17 protein-coding genes and 1 pseudogene are annotated in these 20905 nt (G+C 51.8%); 10 read left to right on the top strand and 8 right to left on the bottom strand.

The features are described from left to right. Positions 1-172: 172 nt before the first annotated feature. Positions 173-1537: an L-serine ammonia-lyase gene (gene sdaA, locus O1Q74_RS09340; RefSeq protein ID WP_271878186.1), complete on the top strand. Its 1365-nt coding sequence runs from the start codon at positions 173-175 to the stop codon at positions 1535-1537. A gap of 139 nt (positions 1538-1676) precedes the next feature. Here sdaA and O1Q74_RS09335 read toward each other — a convergent pair. Further along, positions 1677-2304 (bottom strand): annotated as a pseudogene (locus tag O1Q74_RS09335) (IS3 family transposase); the annotation flags it as partial. A 151-nt stretch (positions 2305-2455) separates the two neighbouring features. On the opposite strand from O1Q74_RS09335, the gene O1Q74_RS09330 reads away from it, so the two are divergent. Beyond that, on the top strand, positions 2456-3010 hold the full coding sequence (locus O1Q74_RS09330; RefSeq protein ID WP_271878183.1) for a hypothetical protein: 555 nt from the start codon (positions 2456-2458) through the stop codon (positions 3008-3010). 92 nt (positions 3011-3102) lie between these two features. Here the strand turns inward: O1Q74_RS09330 and pspC are convergent, their stop codons facing one another. From pspC to pspA, 3 genes are all read right to left on the bottom strand, one after another. Beyond that, positions 3103-3468: an envelope stress response membrane protein PspC gene (gene pspC / locus O1Q74_RS09325; RefSeq protein ID WP_271878180.1), complete on the bottom strand. Its 366-nt coding sequence runs from the start codon at positions 3466-3468 to the stop codon at positions 3103-3105. Continuing rightward, complete coding sequence (pspB, locus tag O1Q74_RS09320) at positions 3468-3692, bottom strand: envelope stress response membrane protein PspB (protein ID WP_010276759.1); 225 nt, start codon at positions 3690-3692, stop codon at positions 3468-3470. The genes pspC and pspB overlap by 1 nt, the downstream gene beginning before the upstream one ends. 87 nt (positions 3693-3779) lie before the next feature. Then, positions 3780-4445: a phage shock protein PspA gene (gene pspA / locus O1Q74_RS09315; protein ID WP_271878176.1), complete on the bottom strand. Its 666-nt coding sequence runs from the start codon at positions 4443-4445 to the stop codon at positions 3780-3782. A 225-nt stretch (positions 4446-4670) separates the two neighbouring features. On the opposite strand from pspA, the gene pspF reads away from it, so the two are divergent. Next, on the top strand, positions 4671-5660 hold the full coding sequence (gene pspF / locus O1Q74_RS09310) for a phage shock protein operon transcriptional activator (protein ID WP_271878173.1): 990 nt from the start codon (positions 4671-4673) through the stop codon (positions 5658-5660). 183 nt (positions 5661-5843) lie between these two features. Here pspF and O1Q74_RS09305 read toward each other — a convergent pair whose 3' ends face one another. After that, the gene (locus O1Q74_RS09305) at positions 5844-7361 is read right to left on the bottom strand and encodes a cellulase family glycosylhydrolase (protein WP_271878170.1); all 1518 of its coding nucleotides are present in this window, start codon (positions 7359-7361) and stop codon (positions 5844-5846) included. Positions 7362-7898: 537 nt separating this feature from the next. Between O1Q74_RS09305 and sapA the strand changes: the two genes are divergently transcribed. The 7 genes from sapA to O1Q74_RS09270 all read left to right on the top strand — a co-directional run bounded on the left by sapA (position 7899) and on the right by O1Q74_RS09270 (position 15326). After that, positions 7899-9587: an ABC transporter substrate-binding protein SapA gene (gene sapA, locus O1Q74_RS09300; RefSeq protein WP_271878167.1), complete on the top strand. Its 1689-nt coding sequence runs from the start codon at positions 7899-7901 to the stop codon at positions 9585-9587. Then, a complete protein-coding gene (gene sapB / locus O1Q74_RS09295; protein ID WP_014915699.1) occupies positions 9584-10549 on the top strand; it encodes a putrescine export ABC transporter permease SapB in 966 nt (321 codons plus the stop codon). The genes sapA and sapB overlap by 4 nt, the downstream gene beginning before the upstream one ends. After that, positions 10536-11426 (top strand): putrescine export ABC transporter permease SapC, encoded by an 891-nt coding sequence (sapC, locus tag O1Q74_RS09290; RefSeq protein WP_015840559.1) that lies wholly within the window; start codon positions 10536-10538, stop codon positions 11424-11426. Before sapB ends, sapC begins: the two co-directional genes overlap by 14 nt. 16 nt (positions 11427-11442) lie before the next feature. Next, positions 11443-12435 carry a putrescine export ABC transporter ATP-binding protein SapD gene (gene sapD / locus O1Q74_RS09285; RefSeq protein WP_015840560.1) on the top strand — a complete coding sequence of 331 codons (993 nt, stop codon included), beginning with the start codon at positions 11443-11445 and terminating at the stop codon, positions 12433-12435. After that, positions 12435-13250 (top strand): putrescine export ABC transporter ATP-binding protein SapF, encoded by an 816-nt coding sequence (sapF, locus tag O1Q74_RS09280; protein ID WP_271878156.1) that lies wholly within the window; start codon positions 12435-12437, stop codon positions 13248-13250. Before sapD ends, sapF begins: the two co-directional genes overlap by 1 nt. Positions 13251-13443: 193 nt before the next feature. Next, entirely contained in the window at positions 13444-14232 is a 789-nt protein-coding gene (gene fabI, locus O1Q74_RS09275; RefSeq protein ID WP_271878153.1) for an enoyl-ACP reductase FabI, read from the top strand. Positions 14233-14771: 539 nt separating this feature from the next. Beyond that, positions 14772-15326: an inclusion body family protein gene (locus tag O1Q74_RS09270; protein WP_271878151.1), complete on the top strand. Its 555-nt coding sequence runs from the start codon at positions 14772-14774 to the stop codon at positions 15324-15326. Between the two features lie 88 nt (positions 15327-15414). Here O1Q74_RS09270 and O1Q74_RS09265 read toward each other — a convergent pair whose 3' ends face one another. The 3 genes from O1Q74_RS09265 to O1Q74_RS09255 all read right to left on the bottom strand — a co-directional run bounded on the left by O1Q74_RS09265 (position 15415) and on the right by O1Q74_RS09255 (position 20811). Continuing rightward, entirely contained in the window at positions 15415-16386 is a 972-nt protein-coding gene (locus tag O1Q74_RS09265; protein ID WP_271878148.1) for an FAD:protein FMN transferase, read from the bottom strand. Positions 16387-16494: 108 nt separating this feature from the next. Next, positions 16495-19371, bottom strand: a complete 2877-nt coding sequence (locus tag O1Q74_RS09260; protein ID WP_271878146.1) for a flavocytochrome c — start codon at positions 19369-19371, stop codon at positions 16495-16497. Between the two features lie 543 nt (positions 19372-19914). Further along, entirely contained in the window at positions 19915-20811 is an 897-nt protein-coding gene (locus tag O1Q74_RS09255) for a LysR family transcriptional regulator (RefSeq protein ID WP_271878143.1), read from the bottom strand. Between the last annotated feature and the right edge of the window lie 94 nt (positions 20812-20905).

Below are 20905 nucleotides of genomic sequence, written 5' to 3'. Positions count from 1 at the left end.
AGTTTTATTCTAATCTTTGGGTAGATATCCACTAAAATTCAGGTCATGTCTCGCCAGAACCGAAAACACCAGATAATTAGCTGTATAAATAGCTGATTGTGGTGAAGGAAGCGGATGCAGACGATCGGAAAATAAAGGATGGAGACAACCCTGAGTCTTTGAGGAGTTTCGCGTGATAAGCGTTTTCGACATGTTTAAGATCGGTATTGGCCCCTCTAGCTCTCATACGGTTGGACCGATGAAAGCCGGTAAGCAATTTGTCGATGAATTGATCAATCAGAATTTACTGACCGCGACGACGCGCATTGCCGTCGATGTGTACGGTTCGCTGTCGCTAACGGGTAAAGGCCACCATACGGATATCGCCATCATTACGGGTCTGGCGGGCAACATGCCGGATACGGTTGATATTGATGCCATCCCTGGCTTTATCCGCGATGTTGAGCAACGCGAGCGCCTGCTGCTGGCTAATGGGCAGCATGACGTCGATTTCCCACGCGAAGGCGGCATGGTTTTCCGCAGTGAAAATCTGCCATTGCACGAAAACGGCATGACCATCACCGCCTTTGCCGGCAATAAAGAAATTTATAGCAAAACCTATTACTCCATCGGCGGTGGCTTTATCGTTGATGCAGAAAATTTTGGCAAAGACAGCGCCACGGATGTTGCCGTTCCTTACACATTTCATTCTGCCAAAGAGATGCTGGAGCACTGTAAACAAAGTGGCCTGTCGCTTTCCGGAATGGTGATGCGTAACGAGCTGGCGCTGCACAGTCGTCAGGACATTGACGCCTACTTTGCCGATATCTGGCAGACGATGCGTGCCTGTATCGATCGCGGCATGAACACCGAAGGCGTTTTGCCGGGCCCGCTGCGCGTACCACGTCGTGCCTCTGCGCTGCGTCGTATGCTGGTGTCTTCCGATAAGCTGTCCAACGACCCGATGAACGTGGTGGACTGGGTTAATATGTTCGCGCTGGCGGTGAATGAAGAAAACGCCGCAGGTGGCCGAGTAGTGACCGCGCCAACCAACGGCGCGTGCGGCATTGTCCCTGCCGTTCTCGCTTATTACGACCACTTTATCGAACCCGTTAGCCCGACCATTTATATCCGCTATTTCCTCGCGGCAGGCGCAGTTGGCATTCTGTATAAAATGAATGCGTCCATCTCCGGTGCCGAAGTAGGCTGTCAGGGTGAAGTGGGTGTGGCCTGTTCGATGGCTGCCGCTGGTTTGGCGGAACTGATGGGTGCCAGCCCGGAACAGGTTTGCGTTGCCGCTGAGATCGGGATGGAACACAATCTGGGCTTAACCTGCGATCCGGTTGCGGGTCAGGTGCAGGTTCCGTGCATCGAACGTAATGCCATAGCTTCCGTCAAGGCGATTAACGCCGCTCGCATGGCAACCCGCCGCACCAGTGAACCCCGCGTCTCGCTGGATAAGGTGATTGAAACCATGTACGAAACGGGTAAAGACATGAACGCCAAATATCGAGAGACCTCACGAGGCGGTCTGGCGATCAAAGTGCAGTGTGATTGATTCATTTTAATCAGATGCTGTAATTTACATTGTGTCATTGCCTGTTTTTGATATGTTCACTCCAACAACGGAAACAGGCAAATGAACAAAACACAAACCTGTGGCAATTTGATCCTACCCACGTAATGTGGACACAGCCCTAAGCGAGGTTCTGGTTTTCAAACTGTTCCGGGCTGAGACCGCCGCATGCACTGTGGCGACGCCAGCGATTGTCATCGCACTCGATATAATTAAACACCGCCGCTCGCATTATTTCACGGCTGCCAAAGGACTCTCCATGGATACATTCCACTTTCAGTGAGTGGAAAAAGCTTTCCGCACAGGCATTGTCGTAACAACATCCCTTCGCGCTCATACTCCCTCGCAGATTATGGCTTTTCAGCATGGCGTGATAATCTGCTGAACAGTACTGGCCGCCGCGTTCGGTGTGAACAATCACGTTTTGAGGCCGTTTTCGTCGCCACAGTGCCATGTGCAGGGCATGACAGGCCAGCTCAGCCGTCATTCTCGATGACATCGACCAGCCGACAACGGCACGCGACCACAGATCAATGACCACCGCCAGATACAGCCAGCCTTCATCTGTACGTAAGTCAGTGATATCTTCCTGCCCATTTTTGATTCGGGCCGCTGGCGATAACGTCTCGCTTCAGCAGATTTTCAGACACTGGCAGGCCGTGCTCCCGGTCGCTGACCGGACTGAACTTCCAGGCAGCTTTTGCCCGCAGCCCCTGACGGCACAGACTGGCAGCAATGGTTTTCACGTTATCAGTGAGATGTTATTGAAAATAGATAGCTGGTCTGCAATCCCTGAAGGTTATCAATTACCAGCTCATTATGATTTATCAGAGAAATAATAGCTAAAGCCGCTAAGATGTTATGGTAAGGCAAGGACGCCTTGTTAATAAGGAGCATAGAGTGAAAAATATCTTAAAATTTACATTTGCTATTCTTGCATCTTTTAGTTCTGCCTGTTCCATAATGCCAAATAATGATTTTTTTGTCCCCCTTCCTCAAGACGCTGATTCACCATGGGTACGTATCGTAGATAACACAGAACAGACAAGTCTCTACCAGACGTTAAACGGCAAACGCACTGGCGGTCTTATTCGTTCCAGTGAATGGGTTTTACAGAACACCCTGGATCGCGGAATGCCAAAAGTATCTGGAGAGAAATACGATATTGACTACTACGAAACCCCCTTAGTGCCAGGGGTTGAAACTGCGATAGTCAACGTCTCTGTTGAAAGCAAATACTCATGCCTGATCACCACCCGCTTTATTCCGGAAAAAGGCAAAAAATATCAATTCCAGTTGGAGACCGATACGCTGCATTATCAATGTCGTGCGATTGCCAGCGAAATCGTGCAGGACAGCAATGGCCAGTGGCAACGCATACCACTGCAAAACGTGCGCTACAGCGCAAAAGAAGGAAATGACTGGCATCCGATGCACAGTGGGTTCGGATCATAGAGATTGCAGCGAAAAAGCAGCGCGACATTATCCACTTTTGACCCCAGTCGTACGGTGGATAACGTCAGCGAAAGTGTATGATCGATAACAAATTACAGGTGACGAAAGCGGTTCTGAACGCCAAACGTCTCCGAGGTGACATAGCGCTCGATGCTGCGCAGGCGCTGTTCGCTGGACTGCAATGTCGCGTCCGCCTCATTCAGCAGTTGGCTGGGCGTTAGGGTCACCTTTTCATCCTCCCCCACCATTCCCGCCGGAGCCGGATCGAGCATAAAGGTCAGAATGATATAAGCCACGATGGTGAAAAAGAACAGGCCGAAAAACATCGACAGCACCACGATTATCCGCAGGAGCTTTACCGGCACGTCAAAATAACGCGCTAAACCAGCACAAACCCCTTTCAGCATGCCTTCTTCCGGTATGCGGTATAACGTTTTACCTGACCACGTATTTTTCATTACGATTTTCTCCAGTCCGGGTGTTCTGCATCCAGAATATCTTCCAGCGCTCTGATACGCTCACGCATGCGGTTAGACTCTTCCGTTAAGCGTGTCAGGCGTTGCATATCATTTTGTCCCAGTTGAGCACTGTTTTTACGCTGGCTGTAATGTAGCCAAAGCCATATCGGTGCCACAAACAACATGAAAATGGTCAGCGGAATGGCAAGAAACAACGCACTCATTGTGTCTCCTTAGTTATTATTCACACGCTGGTGGCTGCCGTTTTCTCACGACAGCCATCCGATGGCGTTTATGCTTTATTCGTCTTATTACTCTGCTGGCTTAACTTTAGCTTTAAGTGCTGCCAGTTGCGCGCTGATTTCATCATCCGCTTTCAGCTCGGCAAACTGCTGATCCAGCGATTTTTGTTTCCCCAGCCCGTGGCTTTCGGCTTCCGCTTCCATCGTGTCGATGCGGCGCTCGAACTGATCGAAACGAGCCATCGCTTCGTCCAGCTTACCGCTATCCAACTGGCGGCGCACATCACGCGATGATGCCGCAGCCTGATGACGCAGCGTCAGCGCCTGCTGGCGAGCACGCGTTTCGCTTAATTTATTTTCCAGCTCGCCGATTTCACGCTTCATACGCTCCAGCGTTTCATCGACGTTTTCGGCTTCATGCTGCAACACCGCGATCAGGTCGGTCAGCTTTTGCTTCTCAATCAGCGCGGCACGAGCCAGATCGTCTTTATCTTTACGCAGCGCCAGCTCCGCTTTTTCCTGCCACTGATTTTGCTGACCGTGGGCTTGTTCAATGCGGCGGGCAATCTGTTTCTTTTCTGCCAACGCCCGCGCCGAGGTTGAACGCACTTCAACCAGCGTATCCTCCATTTCCTGAATCATCAGCCGCACCAATTTCTGCGGATCTTCAGCTTTATCCAGCAATGAATTGATATTGGCGTTCACGATGTCGGCAAAACGAGAAAAAATACCCATAATTACATCCTCTTCATGATTTCCAGCGTCTGATTACGCCTGATTTATCACCGCGGCAGCCCAAGCCAGCCACGATCTCCCTATAGGTATATCAATAAGCATGCCAACTTTTAATTTCTTTTAACTAACTGAAAATAAAGAAATAGATAATTTTGACTATTTTTCTCTTTTCGTTAGATTAGTCAAATATACTAATAGTTAGTAAAAATAATACGGTGGAACATCATGCTTCAGGAAAAAGAGAATCTGCTGGGCGAAGCCAATAGCTTTCTGGAGGTACTCGAACAGGTGTCGCAACTAGCGCAACTGAATAAACCCGTGCTGGTAATCGGCGAGCGCGGTACGGGTAAAGAGCTGATTGCCAGCCGCCTGCACTACCTTTCCCCACGTTGGCAAGGGCCGTTCGTTTCTCTCAACTGTGCAGCACTCAACGAGAATCTGCTTGATTCCGAGCTATTTGGTCATGAAGCTGGTGCGTTTACCGGGGCGCAAAAACGCCATCTGGGACGCTTTGAGCGCGCCGACGGTGGAACGCTGTTCTTGGATGAATTGGCCACCGCACCGATGCTGGTGCAAGAAAAATTACTGCGAGTGATTGAATACGGCATGCTGGAGCGCGTCGGCGGCAGAGATCAGCTACAGGTTGATGTGCGACTGGTGTGCGCGACCAATGACGATCTTCCTGCGCTTGCCGCGAGCGGTAAATTCCGTGCTGACCTGCTCGACCGTCTGGCTTTTGATGTTGTGCAACTTCCGTCTCTGCGCGAACGCCAGCAGGACATCATGCTGCTGGCCGATCACTTCGCGATTCAGATGTGTCGTGAATTACATCTGCCGCTGTTTCCCGGTTTTACGCCCGCCGCGCGCGAGGCGCTGCTGAATTACGGTTGGCCGGGTAATATTCGTGAGTTGAAAAACGTGGTTGAACGCTCAGTCTATCGTCACGGCGACAGTGAACAGCCTCTTGATACCATCATTCTGAATCCCTTCCTCCGCACTCCCGCCGTTCAGGAAATTTCCCCACAGGCGACAGCCAGCCAGCCGGATTTACCACTGGAGATGAAACCGTGGCTGTTGGAACAAGAGAAAAGCTTGATCGAGCGGGCGTTAAGTCAGGCAAAGTTTAACCAGCGTAAAGCCGCTGAACTGCTGGGATTAACCTACCACCAACTCCGCGGGCTGTTAAAGAAACACGATATTGTGGTGAATGAATAAAGTCTGGAAAGAAAAGGCGGGCGAATTCACGCCCGCAGACGAAGTAATGCCGATCGCTTAAGGATCAAGATACTCGGAGCGACCACAGGGGTGAGGCCTCCCTGCGAGAACCTCATCACCGTGTTTCCCCTAATAACGGGCTTAAGTGACCCGTATTACGACTAATACGTTAACAGCACACGGTTACGGCTCCACGCCCCATATCAGCGTACCTTTATCGTGTACGGTGATCTTATCCCAGTTCGTGTAGCTCGTGACGTTAGCGCCGTATGAATAGTCATTCGTTTCATTCACGTTGCTCCAGTCACCGGCGTGGATACGCACCTGTACTTCACCGGTTTCCGCGCCCGGCTGGAGAGAACCGGCTCCGCTGCTGAAGGTCACCAGAACGTAGCGGTTAGCCTTATCGGTGCTGGCGGCCGGAGTTCCTGTGCTGGTCACGATGTTTTGCGGACCGACGTTCGCCCAGTCAACAAAGAGGTTCGCGCCAGGTTTGCCATCATCATGGAAATAGTAGCGTACTTGCAGATCGCTCAGTTTGATTGGCGTACTTCCGGTATTTTTGATGTTGACGGCCATACGAATCGCATCATCGGAAGGGTTGTTATCCACATTGCGGTATTGCAGTACGATGTCACCCGTAGTTCCGTTACCTGGGTTACTCGGTTCCGTTGGCGTTGTCGGCGTGCCGCCATTACTCAGATCGGCACCTGCACGAATCTGCTCTCTGACAAATTTCCCTGACGTTGACAGATACTGCTCCGTCCAGCCGCCTGATTTACTCGCTCCCGGCACCAACGCTGCGGAAGCCTCGGCTTTGTCTGTTAACGCCCAGTTCACCCAACTTACGCCGCGATTGTTCAGGAAATCGATCCAAGTCTGCGACTCTGGCAGGAATGGCCCACCGTTGCCAGACGCATCGCTGGTGCCCCACTCGCTGACAAAAATTGCAGCGCCGCGGCTTTGTGCATAGTCAATGCGATCGCGCAGGAACTGCCCGTGCGTACCGGCATAGAAATGCAGCGCATACATGGTATTCGGATCGGGCAATGGGTTGTCCGCCGCGTCATGGATATCCTGACTCCAGGTGCCTGTGCCAACAATAATGATGTTATCAGGATCATTACTACGGATGGAGTCAGTGACTTCCAAGGCATAAGGCCGAATCTGCCCGTTCCATGTCACACCACCGTTGGGTTCATTGGCGATTTCATAAATCACGTTCGGCGAGTTTCCATATAGCCCCGCCATTTCGGCAAAGAAGGTTTTTGCCTGTGCTTTATAAATATTCGGATCGTTGTCCGATAAGATGTGCCAGTCGATGATGATGTAAACTCCGAGGCTTTGCGCCGCCGCAACGGCCTCTTTTACCTTATTGGCAAGGGAAGGATTAGTAATATAGCCATCCGCCGCCGTATACATGGCGACACGGAAAACGTTAATTCCCCAATCGTCACGCAGCCATTTCATCGAATCTTTGTTGACATAATCACCAAACCACTGCAAACCGTGCGAACTCATTCCTCGCAGTTGCACTCTTTTTCCCTGCTTATCCACCAGCCGTCCACTTTCAATGGACAGTTGGCCATGCGTTTCCACCGGCGTGGCGGATAATGCTGAGAAACTGAGTGACATCCCCAGTACCGTTGTTACCACACCTAACGTCATTTTCCTGACGAATTGATTCCTTTTTCTCCACATATTCCTTATCTCCATTGTGAACACCCATGAGCTTGGGTATAGGCATCATAAGGGAGATTTCCGCTCCCGCAAACAATTTAGGATATATCCCAATGGTATTGATTTTATTAATTATTCGCAAAGAAATAGCGAGTATGCTAAGCATCAGTCAACGCCATTTTTCCAGGCAAAAAAAAGCCAGCACATAGGCTGGCTAAAATAATACTGGAAGCAATGTGAGCAATGTCGTGCTCTCCTTCAGTGCCTGCGAGAAGCCACTGCTGAAGTGCGAAAATGATGATAATAGTTATCAATATCACCTGTAAAGCACTTTGTTGAGAATTTTTCTCATTTCCATACTGACTATAGGGTTCCTGTCATCGCAATCCACAGAAAAAATGCCGTTCAGAATACGATTATGTCTGCCAATAACCTCTCCACTGACACATCTGATGCCTTAAGCGGTTGGAAAGTCGCCAGACACACGCAACAAGAGTGGGGAGGATGCCAAGAGTACGATACACTCTGTCTATAACCGTATTGACTGAAAAATCCCGTATGTTCGGAAAAACCTGTTTCGCACTGGCATTCACCTGGCTGGCATTGCCTGCACTGGCCGCACCGCCGTCCGTGCCAACGTCACCTGCTCCGCTGGAAAGCATTCACCAGAGCGGTTTTGTCTATTGCGTTAATGATGTCCTGAACACATTTAATCCGCAGATGGCACGCAGCGGCGTCACCATTGATACGCTGGCGGCGCAGCTTTATGACCGCCTGTTGGATGTTGACCCCTATACCTATCGTCTGATGCCAGAACTGGCACAGCGCTGGGAAGTGCTGGACAACGGTTCAACATACCGTTTTTACCTGCGCCGCGATGTACCGTTTCAGAATACCGCCTGGTTCAGCCCAACCCGTAATATGAACGCCGACGACGTGATATTCAGCTTCCAGCGCATGCTGGACAAAAAGCACCCGTATCATGATGTCAACGGCGGCGAATATCCCTATTTCGACAGCCTGCAATTCGCCGATTCGGTGCAAAGCATCCGTAAGCTGGGCGAATATAGCGTTGAAATCCGGCTTAACAGCCCGGATGCGTCTTTCCTCTGGCATCTGGCCACGCACTACGCCCCGATCCTGTCTGCGGAATACGCGCAACGTCTGGCAAAAGAGGACAAAAAGGAGCTGCTGGATCGCGAACCGGTCGGCACCGGCCCTTATCTGCTCGATGAATACCGCAACGGACAATATATCCGGCTGACGCGCAACGGCGATTATTGGCGCGGTTTGCCACGTATGCGGCAGGTGGTTGTCGATCTCGGTTCCGGCGGTACAGGGCGCTTATCCAAGCTATTGACGGGCGAATGTGATGTGCTCGCCTATCCAGCCGCCAGCCAGCTGACAATTTTACGTAATGACCCTCGCCTCCGTCTGTCACTGCGCCCCGGCATGAACGTTGCTTATCTGGCCTTCAACGTGCGTAAACCCCCGTTGGACGACCGCCGCGTGCGGGAAGCCATCGCGCTGGCGATCAATAACGACAGGCTGATGCAGTCAATCTATTACGGTACAGCGGAAACGGCGGCATCGATTCTGCCCCGCGCCTCATGGGCGTACGACAGTGAATCGCAGGTAACCGAATATAATCCGCAGAAAGCCCGACAAATCTTGCAGGATCTGGGGCTGACTAACCTCAGCCTGCGCCTGTGGGTGCCCAGCGCCTCACAGTCCTACAACCCCAGCCCGTTGAAAACCGCAGAGCTGATACAGGCCGATCTGGCACAAATTGGCGTCACCGTGACCATCGTGCCGGTGGAAGGCCGTTTCCAGGAAGCGAAGCTCATGGAACTCAGCCACGATTTAACGCTGGCAGGCTGGGCAACGGACAGTAACGATCCGGACAGTTTTTTCCGACCACTGCTAAGCTGCGCGGCGATTCGTTCCCAGAGCAACTACGCGCACTGGTGCGATCCTACGTTTGACGAAGTGCTGCAAAACGCGCTCTCGTCACAGCAGCTTTCTAAGCGGATTGACTATTATCAACAGGCACAGCGTATTCTGGCAGAGCAGCTACCTGTCCTGCCGCTGGCATCGTCATTGCGACTGCTGGCCTACCGCTATGACATGAAAGGGTTGGTATTAAGCCCCTTCGGCAATGCCTCATTCGCGGGCGTCTTCCGCGAGGATCAACAGGCGCAGCAGAAGCCCTCTGCACCGGAAACCGTGGAGGAAGCACAGCCGTGATTATTTTTACCTTGCGACGTCTGGTGTTACTGATAGTGACGCTGTCACTGCTGACGCTGGTGGGCTTTAGCCTCAGTTATTACACGCCCAACGCCCCGCTTAATGGCGCGGCGCTGTTCGATGCCTATCATTTTTATCTCACCAGCCTGCTTCAGGGGGATTTCGGTCGCTCCAGCATTAACGGACAGGCCATCAGTGAGCTGCTCAAAGAGGTTTTCCCCGCCACGATCGAGCTTTGTTTGCTGGCGTTTGCGCTCTCGCTACTGGTCGGGATTCCGCTGGGCATTACCGCTGGCGTGATGCAGAACCGCGGCGCGGACATCGTGATCAGCACGCTGGCGCTCATTGGTTTTTCCCTACCCGTGTTCTGGCTGGCGCTGCTGCTGACGCTGTTTTTCTCGCTGCACCTCGGCTGGCTACCGGTTTCAGGCCGTTTCGACCTGCTCTATCAGGTGAAAACTGTGACCGGATTTGCCTTGATTGACGCCTGGCTGTCAGATTCGCCCCATCGTGGTGAAATGATCGTCAGCGCCATCCGTCACCTGATTCTGCCGATTACCGTGCTGGCCGTTGGGCCGACGACCGAAGTGATCCGTCTGATGCGCGTCAGCACCACGGAAATTATCAGCAAAAACTACATTAAAGCGGCGGCAACTCGCGGATTGTCTCGCTTTACGATCATCCGTCGCCATCTGATTCACAACGCGCTGCCGCCGATTATTCCCAAACTGGGGTTGCAATTTTCCACGATGCTGACGCTGACGATGATTACCGAAGTGGTCTTTAACTGGCCGGGTATCGGTCGCTGGCTGGTGAACGCCATTCGCCAGCAGGACTTCGCTGCCATTTCTGCGGGCGTAATGGTGGTCGGCGCAATGGTCATCACAGTCAACATCCTGTCCGATATTTGGGGTGCCATGGCAAATCCGTTGAAACATAAGGAATGGTATGCCCTTCGATAACGTTTATAGCGAAAAACGGCTGCCTAGCCGACTGGGCGATACCTGGCGCGCATTCCATCAGGATATGCTGGCGATGATCGGGCTATACGGCTTTCTGATCCTGATTGGCCTGTGCCTGTTCGGAAAATTTCTTGCGCCTTATGAGGTTGACCAGCAATTTTTGGGCTACCAGTTGTTGCCCCCCTCTTGGTCGCACTACGGTGAAGTCTCATTCTTTCTCGGCACCGACGATTTGGGGCGCGATCAGCTAAGCCGTCTGCTGAGCGGTGCAGCGCCAACCGTCGGCGCATCGCTCATCGTCACCTACGCGGCCGCGCTGTGCGGCATCGTCCTGGGCGTCTTTGCGGGCGTGACCCGCGGGCTACGATCCGCGATGCTCAACCACATTCTGGATACGCTACTGTCGATTCCGTCGCTGCTGCTCGCGATTGTGGTCATCGCTTTTATCGGCCCTAAACTCGAACACGCCATGCTCGCCGTCTGGCTGGCGCTGCTGCCGCGTATGGTGCGCACCATCTACAGCGCCGTACACGCTGAAATGGACAAAGAGTACGTGATCGCTGCTCGTCTTGACGGTGCGTCCACGTTTTATCTGGTGTGGTATGTCGTGCTGCCCAACATCGCCGCGCTGCTGGTTTCCGAATTTACCCGCGCGCTGTCGATCGCCATTCTGGATATTGCCGCGCTGGGCTTTCTCGACTTGGGCGCACAGCTACCGACGACCGAATGGGGCGCTTTGCTTGGCAACTCGCTGGAGCTGGTTTATGCCGCGCCGTGGACCGTGATGCTGCCCGGCGCGGCTATCGCGCTGAGCGTGTTAATCGTCAACCTGCTGGGCGACGGCATCCGCCGCGCGCTCGTCGCGGAAACGGAATAAGAGGCGACGACTCCCTATGCCATTACTTGACATCCGTAACCTGACGATTGAATTCCTGACTGCCGACGGCGCGGTAAAAGCCGTCGATCGCGTCAGCATGACGCTGAGCGAAGGGGAAATTCGTGGACTGGTGGGCGAATCCGGTTCAGGTAAAAGCCTGATCGCCAAAGCCATCTGCGGGATCACCAAAGAGAACTGGCGCGTGACCGCCGATCGCTTCCGCTTTGATGATATCGACCTGCTGCAACTGTCGTCGCGCGAGCGGCGTAAACTGGTTGGCCATAACGTCTCCATGATTTTTCAGGAGCCGCAATCCTGTCTCGATCCGTCTGAAAGTATCGGTCGGCAACTGGTGCAGGCGATTCCCGGCTGGACGTATAAAGGCCGCTGGTGGCAGCGGTTTAACTGGCGCAAACGTCGCGCTATCGAACTGCTGCACCGCGTCGGGATTAAAGATCATAAAGATATTATGGGCAGCTATCCTTATGAGCTGAGCGACGGCGAGTGTCAGAAAGTGATGATTGCCATCGCGTTGGCGAACCAGCCACGCCTGCTGATTGCCGATGAACCCACTAACGCGATGGAATCCACCACGCAGGCACAGATTTTCCGCCTGCTGTCGCGCCTGAATCAAAATAATAACACCACGATTCTGCTCATCAGCCATGATCTGCAAACCATGAGCAAATGGGCCGACCGGATCAACGTGCTCTATTGCGGGCAAACGGTGGAGAGCGCCACCAGTGAGGATTTAATCACTGCGCCGCACCATCCCTACACGCAGGCGCTGATTCGCGCGATGCCCGATTTCGGTCGCTCGCTGCCACACAAAAGCCGGCTGAACACGCTGACCGGTGCGATTCCGTCGTTAGAGCACCTGCCGATTGGCTGCCGGCTCGGCCCACGCTGCCCGTATTCACAAAAGCAGTGTATGCAAACGCCGCCCTTGCTTTCCGTTAAGAACCACTTATATGCCTGCCACTTCCCGCTCAACATGGAGGAACCGTGATGGTTGAGATGCTGCTTGAAGCCCGCAACCTGACCAAGACGTTCCGCTATCGGTCCGGGCTGTTCCGCCGTCAGCATGTTGAGGCGGTGAAATCCGTCAGCTTTACGCTACGTGAACGACAAACGCTCGCCATCATCGGCGAGAACGGATCGGGGAAATCGACGCTGGCTAAAATGCTGTCGGGCATGATCGCTCCGACGTCCGGCGAGCTGGTGATTGACGATCATCCGCTGCATTACGGCGATTACCGCTATCGTAGCCAGCGTATCCGGATGATTTTTCAGGATGCGGGCAACGCACTCAATCCGCGCCAGCGTATCGGGCAACTGCTGGATGTCCCGCTGCGGCTGAATACTGACCTCAGCGCCGAAGCGCGCGAAAGAGCGATTAATCAGGCGCTGTATCAGGTCGGCCTGCGTCCCGACCACGCCTATTACTATCCGCATGCGCTCGCGCCGGGGCAAAAACAGCGTGTCGGCTTGGCACGCACGCTGATCCTGCAACCAAAAGTGATTGTTGCCGATGAGGCGCTGGCGTCACTGGATATGTCTATGCGGTCACAGATTATCAATCTGATGCTGGAGTTACAGGAAAAGCACGGTATCTCTTATATTTACGTGACGCAGCATCTGGGCATGATGAAGCACATCAGCGACCAGATTCTGGTGATGCAGGCTGGCGAAGTGGTCGAACGCGGCAGTACCGCCGATGTGTTGTCCGCCCCGCTCCATGACCTGACGAAACGTTTAATTGCCAGCCATTTCGGCGAAGCGCTCAGCGCCGACGCCTGGCGACGTGACGGCGCACAACGTTAATCTCCGCGCACCGCGGCAGCATCCCCGCGACAGCCACAGGGCTGTGGAAAAAGGCAGATACTGCTCGGAGTACCGCTACCGTCCCCAACATGGTAGAATCGCGCGGTTTATTCATCTCGGTCGCCACTTGCCACGTACGTTTACGGGCACAGAGGTGGCGATCGCAGCAACAATGATCACAAGGATTACTGCTATGGGTTTTCTTACCGGTAAGCGCATTCTGGTAACAGGTGTTGCCAGCAACCGTTCTATTGCCTACGGTATTGCACAAGCAATGCAGCGCGAAGGTGCCGAACTGGCCTTCACCTATCAGAACGACAAATTGAAAGCACGCGTTGAAGGCTTTGCCAACGAGCTGGGTTCCAGCATCGTTCTGCCGTGTGATGTCGCTGAAGATGCCAGCATCGAAGCACTGTTTACCGAACTGGCTAACGTATGGCCGAATTTTGATGGCTTCGTGCACTCTATCGCTTACGCACCGGGCGACCAACTGGACGGTGACTACGTTGATGCCGTGACCCGTGAAGGTTTTAGCATTTCTCACGATATCAGTTCTTACAGCTTCGTCGCGATGGCGAAAGCCTGCCGTAAGATGCTGAACCCGAACTCTGCGCTGGTTACCCTGTCCTACCTGGGTGCTGAGCGTGCTATCCCTAACTACAACGTGATGGGTCTGGCAAAAGCGTCTCTGGAAGCGAACGTACGTTACATGGCGAACGCCATGGGTGCTCAGGGCGTGCGCGTCAACGCCATCTCTGCGGGCCCGATTCGTACACTGGCTGCATCCGGCATCAAAGATTTCAAGAAAATGCTGTCGCATTGCGAAGCCGTTACGCCAATCCGCCGTGTCGTTACCATTGAAGACGTGGGCAACTCTGCTGCGTTCCTGTGTTCCGATCTGGCTGCCGGTATCTCCGGTGAAGTTCTGCACGTTGACGGCGGTTTCAGCATCGCTGCAATGAACGAGCTGGAACTGAAATAAGTCATCACAGTAAACCGTTTTTGTCCAAAATGCGCTCTTTTCTCAGAGCGCATTTTTATTCCCACCAAACAGGAGAAGTTGTTATCAGCAAGGCTACCTTTCATATATAAAAATACGAGTATTACTTTTAATTAAATTAATACTCATGGTAATAATATCATCACGAAAACATACTTATTCAGAATAAAACACCAAGAAAAGAAGAATAAATAGTTCAAGCGAAATATTTTCATTGTGATTAACATCTTTTTGTGTTGTTTTTTTGATTTCCCCATAAAAATCATGTGAAAAATACCTGTTAAATAACAAGCAAATAGATAACCATTACCAATTCAGTAAAAAATTAAATCCTGTTAAATCAAAAAAATGACAAATAACAGTTAGCGTTTAAATTAAAAATCGAACAAAAAAATATTCATCTATTATTTACCTGCGCACTCATCGCGCCGTATTTTATCTTGCTGAAAAAATTCACACGCTAATTATTTGATGTTGAGTCAAATAATATACGCACCATATATCTTTGAAACGAGGTCATTATGAGTAGCAACGATGTGTCTAATTTAAAGTCCAGCAACAGCATTATCAATATTATTGTCGTTATCGATACAGATAGTATTATTCGCGATTTTACAGGCAAAAACCCGAGTCAGGACGCCAATAAACCTACTGGTATTTCACACCAATATTCTTATATGGTGGTCTCCTCCGGTTCTGCCCTTCAGGGTCAAGCGTCCGCCGATCTCAATATAAAGGCCAATGTGGGTGATGTGATTCGCTGGACCGGAACATCAGAGTCCGATAACTTTGATTCCAGCGTGTTGGTTTATGGTTTACCAAAATTTGGCGGCACAGATGTTTTTACGGGTACAACGTTCAAAATGTACACGAAAACATCCATGTTACCAAAGCAAAATGGTCCTTTCCCAGTAACCTATACAGACCAGTCATATTGGTTTATTCAGGCCGATATTAACCAGAAAGGGACTGAAAATTATCAAATTCAGTTTGGATTGTATTATCGCCCTGATGGCGGTGCTCAGCAGTTGTTTGGGTACTTCTGCTGGGATCCAACCATTACCGTATCTAATTAAATAAAAGCTCACATTTAATTATTACACATAAAACCAAATAAATGGCTAGTAATGTATCTAGTCATTTATTTGTGTTTTTTAGTAACCATTAATGCTGAGTAACTAAATAATCCTTATCCAGCAATTCAAACGTATAATTCCGCTGAGAAGAAAAGATAATCTCTTGGGCTTTTGTCACAAAGATAGCTTCCATGTCCGGCTGATGATGTAGAAACTCAATACCCACATTCACGCCCATGCCATAGAGCAGCGTGGTGTAGATATCGCCGTCGAGAGAGTCGTTCGAGATAACGGTGACGCTGTGCAGTTCATTATCCAGCGGATAACCCGTTTTGGGATCGAGAATATGATGATAGATCTGGTCATCCACGGTAAAAAAACGCTCATAGACGCCGGATGTCACTACCGATTTGTTTTTCACCTTAATGATGCCCAGCAGGCTATCGCGATCCGCGAAAGGCTTCTGTAACCCGACGCTCCATAGCCCCGGCTCATCCGTCAGCGCGTTGCCAATCGCCAGAACATTCCCCCCCAAATTGATCAGCGCATCCTGAATCGCATGTTGATACAGGACATCCCGCACGATATCGGCAATATACCCTTTCGCAATCCCACCCAGGTCTATCTCCATTCCCGTGCTTTCCAGCAACACGGCGCAGTCCGACTCTCTGAGAATAATGCGTTCGGGATGCGTTAATGCCAGCGCCCGTTGTATCGATGCGCGCTCAGGCACCGTGCTGCCGCTAAAACCGATTTTCCATAGTTTAACGACGGGGCCAATCGCCACATTAAAAGCACTATTTTCCATCAGACTCACCGCTTTGGCGCGCTTAATCAGCTCAAAGACAACCGGGCTGACCGACACATACGCTTTTCCCGCCGCGTGATTGATACTCATCACTTCCGACTGCACTCGGTTAACGGTTAGCACGTCCTCAAGCTGCTTGATGCGCTGGAAAACCTTCCTGACAGCGGTTTCATCATGAACAAAGAGTTTGAGCAGAATGGGGCTGCCCATCAGATGAACAGAATAAACGTAAGCGTTATCGACAGAAGGCATACGGTGGCTCCCATGAACGAATGGCGATACAGAGAGGAAAGCAAGGACGCGCAGGAAAATGGCGGACGCCTTTTCAGACGTCCTCCAGTAGCATTACGGTTCTATCACTTACTCTTCTACCCGCATTGGTTGATTTTCAGCCGTTTTCACCACAGCTTTCGCGAACTTTGCCTTGCGCGCCTTTGTCGGGAATGCGCCAGAATGACGCGGTGCCCGCGCATAGGCCGCCGCCTGAATCCCCGCCTGAATCCCGAAGATAATGATATCCGCTACGGCGTTGCCGCCAATGCGGTTCGCCCCGTGGATCCCACCAACCACTTCCCCTGCAGCATAAGCCCCGGAGATCGTCTCTTTATGGCGATTCAGCACTTCCGCTTTTGCGTTAATGGTCACCCCGCCCATCGTATGATGCACGCCTGGTGCTACCTTAATCGCGTAGTAAGGCGCCTGATTCAGCGGGTCGCGCATCCCCGTCGTGCGGCCAAAGTCCTCATCCTGCTTATCAGCAATGAAGCCATTGTAGCGGTCGAGCGTGGCGTGCAGCGCCGCCGATGGCATATCCAGCCTGTCGGCCAGTTCCGCGACGCTGACCGCGCTAACGGTCAGTCCTTGCGCGACATACTCTTCGACCGCCCGATTGCGACTTCTCACCTGCTCGTCAAACAGGATGTACGCGTATTCTTCCGGCAGGTTGACGATGGCGGACGAGACGTTATCCCGCGTCTCCATTTCGTTAAAGAAACGCTCTCCACGCTGCGACACCAGAATAGCCCCGCCGCCGCGAATGGATTCGGAGATCAGATAAGACGTCGTCTGTTCAACCGTCGGATGGGTTTGAATTTCCCCCAAGTCCACCGTATCTGCGCCGATCTGTTCCAGCAGGCGAATACCGCCGCCCGTCGCCCCTTTGTGGTTGGTGGTGACGAAGCCTTTCAGGTCTGGGCGGTATGACTCCACCATCGCCTGATTGGCACTAAAACCGCCTGTCGCGACAATCACCGCTTTTGTCGCAATCAGGCTCGCTTCCTGCTCCTCATTGACGATTCTGACGGCAGTAACTTTGCCCTTTTCCTGCACAATCTCGGTCACCGACGTTTCCAGCAGCACCTCAATATTGTATTTATTGAGATTTTTAATCAGCCCGCTGACCAGATAGCCGCCCACCGCTGCGCCGTTGGCAGGCCGGTGCGTTCTATCCACGCTCATGCCGCCCGTCGTGGTGATATCGCTCAGTTCAATATTGTGCTGTGCCAGCCAGTTAATCGCGTCAGACGCATGATCGACGAAATACTTCACCAGCGCGGGATTGTTCTTCTGTTTGCCACTTTTCAGCGTTTCGTCATAGAACAGCGCCTGGCTGTCTTCGATACCTCTATTTTGCTGGAAGACGGTGCCCGCCGCATTCATACCGGCAGAGGCCTTGATGGTATTGCCACCAATGACCGGCATCTTTTCAATCACGATAACGCGCGCGCCCGCTTCGCTGGCCTGAATCGCCGCCGCCAGCCCCGCACCGCCGCTGCCAATCACTACCACGTCCGCTTCGCGGCGCGCGTCAGGGTTACCGCCATCGGCAATGATGGCGTCTTTGCTGGATTTCACCATCGCCTTGGTGACAGCCTTTTTAATCGCTTCACTCTGTGCCGTTGCGCCCGTTACGGCATCAACATGTGGGCTATTGGTATCCAGAATGCGTTCGCGGATAATCTCAAAACTGATTTTCAGTGAATCATCAATCTCACTATTCTCCAGGGCGATATCGGCGACCCGATTCTGCTCAAAATGAACATGAATTCTCAGCTCGCCACATTCATCCTGAACGCGTTCCTGATAAACCCCGGATTTAAATTTTTTTCCGGTTAAATTTACGTCCCGAATCATGGCTTCGACTAATGAAAAACGCCACAGCGGTTCGGGAATCATTAATGCTTCACGTTTATCACTGGCAATATAAAGTTCGAGCTTTTCCTGCTCGGCAATACGATCTGTCCAGTCTGGATAAGCAATACAGCCTCTGCCGACGGCAATCAGGTCATAACCCTTTTCCAGCGCCGCGTCGGCGTCTGCCTGATTCACAATATCCCCGACGCCAATAACCGGAATCGCGGCTAATGTTGCAGAACGACGGGAAACATATTTTTTAATCAGCGGCGTCGGGTCATTAATCTCGATAATGGATGAGCGCAGGATATTTCCCATAGAGAAGTGGACATAATCCAGCCCGCGTGCCGCTAATTTCTCCAGCAAATAGAGTGAATCATCAAAATGAATGCCCGGTTCTTCGATCTCTTCCGGTGAGAAACGATAACCGATAATAAATGCGGAATCGGCGTATTGAGCCGCGACCTCATGGGTGATATCCAACACCGCCAGCGGAAATGCCGCACGATTATCACGGCTGCCGCCCCATTTATCTGAGCGCTGATTAGAGTGTGGAGAATAGAACTGTTGGATCAGGTAGGTGTTCGCGCCGTGAATTTCTACCCCATCGAACCCCGCCTTAATAGCACGACGGACGGCATCGCCAAATTTGCCGATCATGGCGTCAACCTCATCGCCCGACAGCGCAACCGGAACCGTCGCTCCTGCGCGCGGCGCAGCAATAGCGCTCGGAGCAACCGGTGTCGCACCGCCAATAAAACGCGGTTCGACCATGCGGCCACCGTGATAAATTTGCAGAATCGCCGTCGAGCCTTTTTCTTTAATCGCCGTCGCAATTTTAGCCAACCCGGCAATTTTGTCGTCGTGGTCTATCCCTATCGCACCGGGAAACGCTAACCCTTTGTCATCAATAAAGCAGCATTCCACAATTACGGTGCCGATACTGCCAGCTCTGGCCTGATAATATTCCACCAGCTCTTTGGTCACGCTGCCATCATAAAACCCACTACAAGTGGTCATGGGAGCCATCAATACCCGGTTTTTCAGCGTTGCGCCGTTGGGGAGTGTAAACGCGGCAAATAAATCATGGTGACTATTCTTCATAGTGAATACTCCACTTAAAATAAAATCCTGTTCGAAAAGGCCATGTTTTTCTTTTAATCATTAATTCTTCTGGCTGATAACTTGCGAGCTTATTACTTACCAAGTATCTATTTTTTCTGATGTTATAAAATGTTTTATTACTATTTAAACTATTTTGTAGATCCGCTTTTATTAGGGGTATTTGCACAACTCTTTTTAATATTTAATATTCCACTCACTTTATTAACATCTCCTTATCCTGAAAATAACCAATCGGGTAGTATTTATATTCTGCATAACAAAAAAAACGCCTCGGTAATAACACCGAGGCGCAATAACGTCGGGATAGCGAGAATGCGTGGCAGGCTAGACGCCAGTAAATCGGTAGCACCGGTACAGGACGAAAGCCTTTACGACTAAGAACCTATCCCAGTAGGCGTTATTGGTGCAGTCAGTTTGGACACGGACAGCGCGCAGAAACCGGAGCGTACACGTAGTACGTGAGGATTTCGAGCACTGCCCAGGTTCAAAATGGCAAATGAAATAGCCCTAATGGGATAGGTTCTAAGCCTGTAACCACTGCTGTGCCACATCAAAGAAGTTCTGCGCCAGCGGCGTCGCTCTGTCTGCCTGTGCGACAACAACCGCCGCACGACGACGCATCGGTGGAAATTGCAGCGGCCGCAGCGCTAACGCAGGCGTCATTTCTGGAATCAGGCTGCCGCGGGGCACAATGCCGCATCCCAGCCCGACATAGGCACTTTGAATCAGTTGCAGAACGGAAGAACTTTCCACCTTGACCCACGGCGAGACGCCCATTTCACGGAAATGGCTATCCAGATAGCGACGGAAATAGCGGCTGGCCTCCGCCAGACAAAGCGGCACATCGGAAAGCGCAGCGAGGGGCAGCGGCGTGTCACCGACTAACTGCGGGAAATGGTGAGGATGGAACAACAGATCAATGCCCTGCTCCGTCAGCGGTGACACTTGAAAGTGCAGTTCCTGTAGCGTCGAAAATTCAAAAAAGCCGATACCGACATCTACCGAATGCGCATTCAGCGCCTCCAGCAGTTGATCCGCACTGAACAGCGAGATCTGAAAATCCAACTGCGGGTAAACCTCGTTTACCGCCGCCAGCAGGCTCGACAACGCGATACTGCTTTGCGGCACCGCACCGATGCGCAGGACGCCGCTGACGCCGCGTTTCAGCGACGCGACTTCCAGCTTCAGCCCCTGATAAACCGAGACGATCTCCCGCGCCCAGGCCAGTACACGCTCGCCTTCAGCCGTAAAGCCCTCAAAATTGTTACCCCGGTTAATTAAAGCCAGATCCAGCTCTCGCTCCAGATTTTTCAATCTCATAGAGAGCGTCGGTTGACTGACAAAACTGGCTTCAGCGGCCCGGCCAAAATGGCGCTCTTTCTCCAAATTGCACAGGTATTGCAGTTGCTTAATATCCATCGTCAGGCTCGATCGTCAGGCACAGTAGTGGGTAAGCCCCGAGTATATACTGATAAACCGCCTCTATCCCACCATAGCCGCATTTGATTAGACG

The organism is Pectobacterium sp. A5351 (genome assembly GCF_028335745.1).
Taxonomy (GTDB): Bacteria; Pseudomonadota; Gammaproteobacteria; order Enterobacterales; family Enterobacteriaceae; genus Pectobacterium.
The sequence above is the reverse complement of the archived record's forward strand: the minus strand, read 5'-3'. Positions and strand labels throughout refer to the sequence as shown.

Coding starts and splice junctions, on each gene's coding strand:
- sapC (WP_015840559.1), top strand. CDS start 10,536: ATGCCCTTCGATAACGTTTATAGCGAAAAACGGCTGCCTAGCCGACTG.
- O1Q74_RS09255 (WP_271878143.1), bottom strand. CDS start 20,811: ATGGATATTAAGCAACTGCAATACCTGTGCAATTTGGAGAAAGAGCGC.
- O1Q74_RS09305 (WP_271878170.1), bottom strand. CDS start 7,361: ATGTGGAGAAAAAGGAATCAATTCGTCAGGAAAATGACGTTAGGTGTG.
- pspF (WP_271878173.1), top strand. CDS start 4,671: ATGCTTCAGGAAAAAGAGAATCTGCTGGGCGAAGCCAATAGCTTTCTG.
- sapF (WP_271878156.1), top strand. CDS start 12,435: ATGGTTGAGATGCTGCTTGAAGCCCGCAACCTGACCAAGACGTTCCGC.
- pspA (WP_271878176.1), bottom strand. CDS start 4,445: ATGGGTATTTTTTCTCGTTTTGCCGACATCGTGAACGCCAATATCAAT.
- sapA (WP_271878167.1), top strand. CDS start 7,899: ATGTTCGGAAAAACCTGTTTCGCACTGGCATTCACCTGGCTGGCATTG.
- sapD (WP_015840560.1), top strand. CDS start 11,443: ATGCCATTACTTGACATCCGTAACCTGACGATTGAATTCCTGACTGCC.
- pspB (WP_010276759.1), bottom strand. CDS start 3,692: ATGAGTGCGTTGTTTCTTGCCATTCCGCTGACCATTTTCATGTTGTTT.
- pspC (WP_271878180.1), bottom strand. CDS start 3,468: ATGAAAAATACGTGGTCAGGTAAAACGTTATACCGCATACCGGAAGAA.
- O1Q74_RS09270 (WP_271878151.1), top strand. CDS start 14,772: ATGAGTAGCAACGATGTGTCTAATTTAAAGTCCAGCAACAGCATTATC.
- O1Q74_RS09260 (WP_271878146.1), bottom strand. CDS start 19,371: ATGAAGAATAGTCACCATGATTTATTTGCCGCGTTTACACTCCCCAAC.
- fabI (WP_271878153.1), top strand. CDS start 13,444: ATGGGTTTTCTTACCGGTAAGCGCATTCTGGTAACAGGTGTTGCCAGC.
- O1Q74_RS09265 (WP_271878148.1), bottom strand. CDS start 16,386: ATGCCTTCTGTCGATAACGCTTACGTTTATTCTGTTCATCTGATGGGC.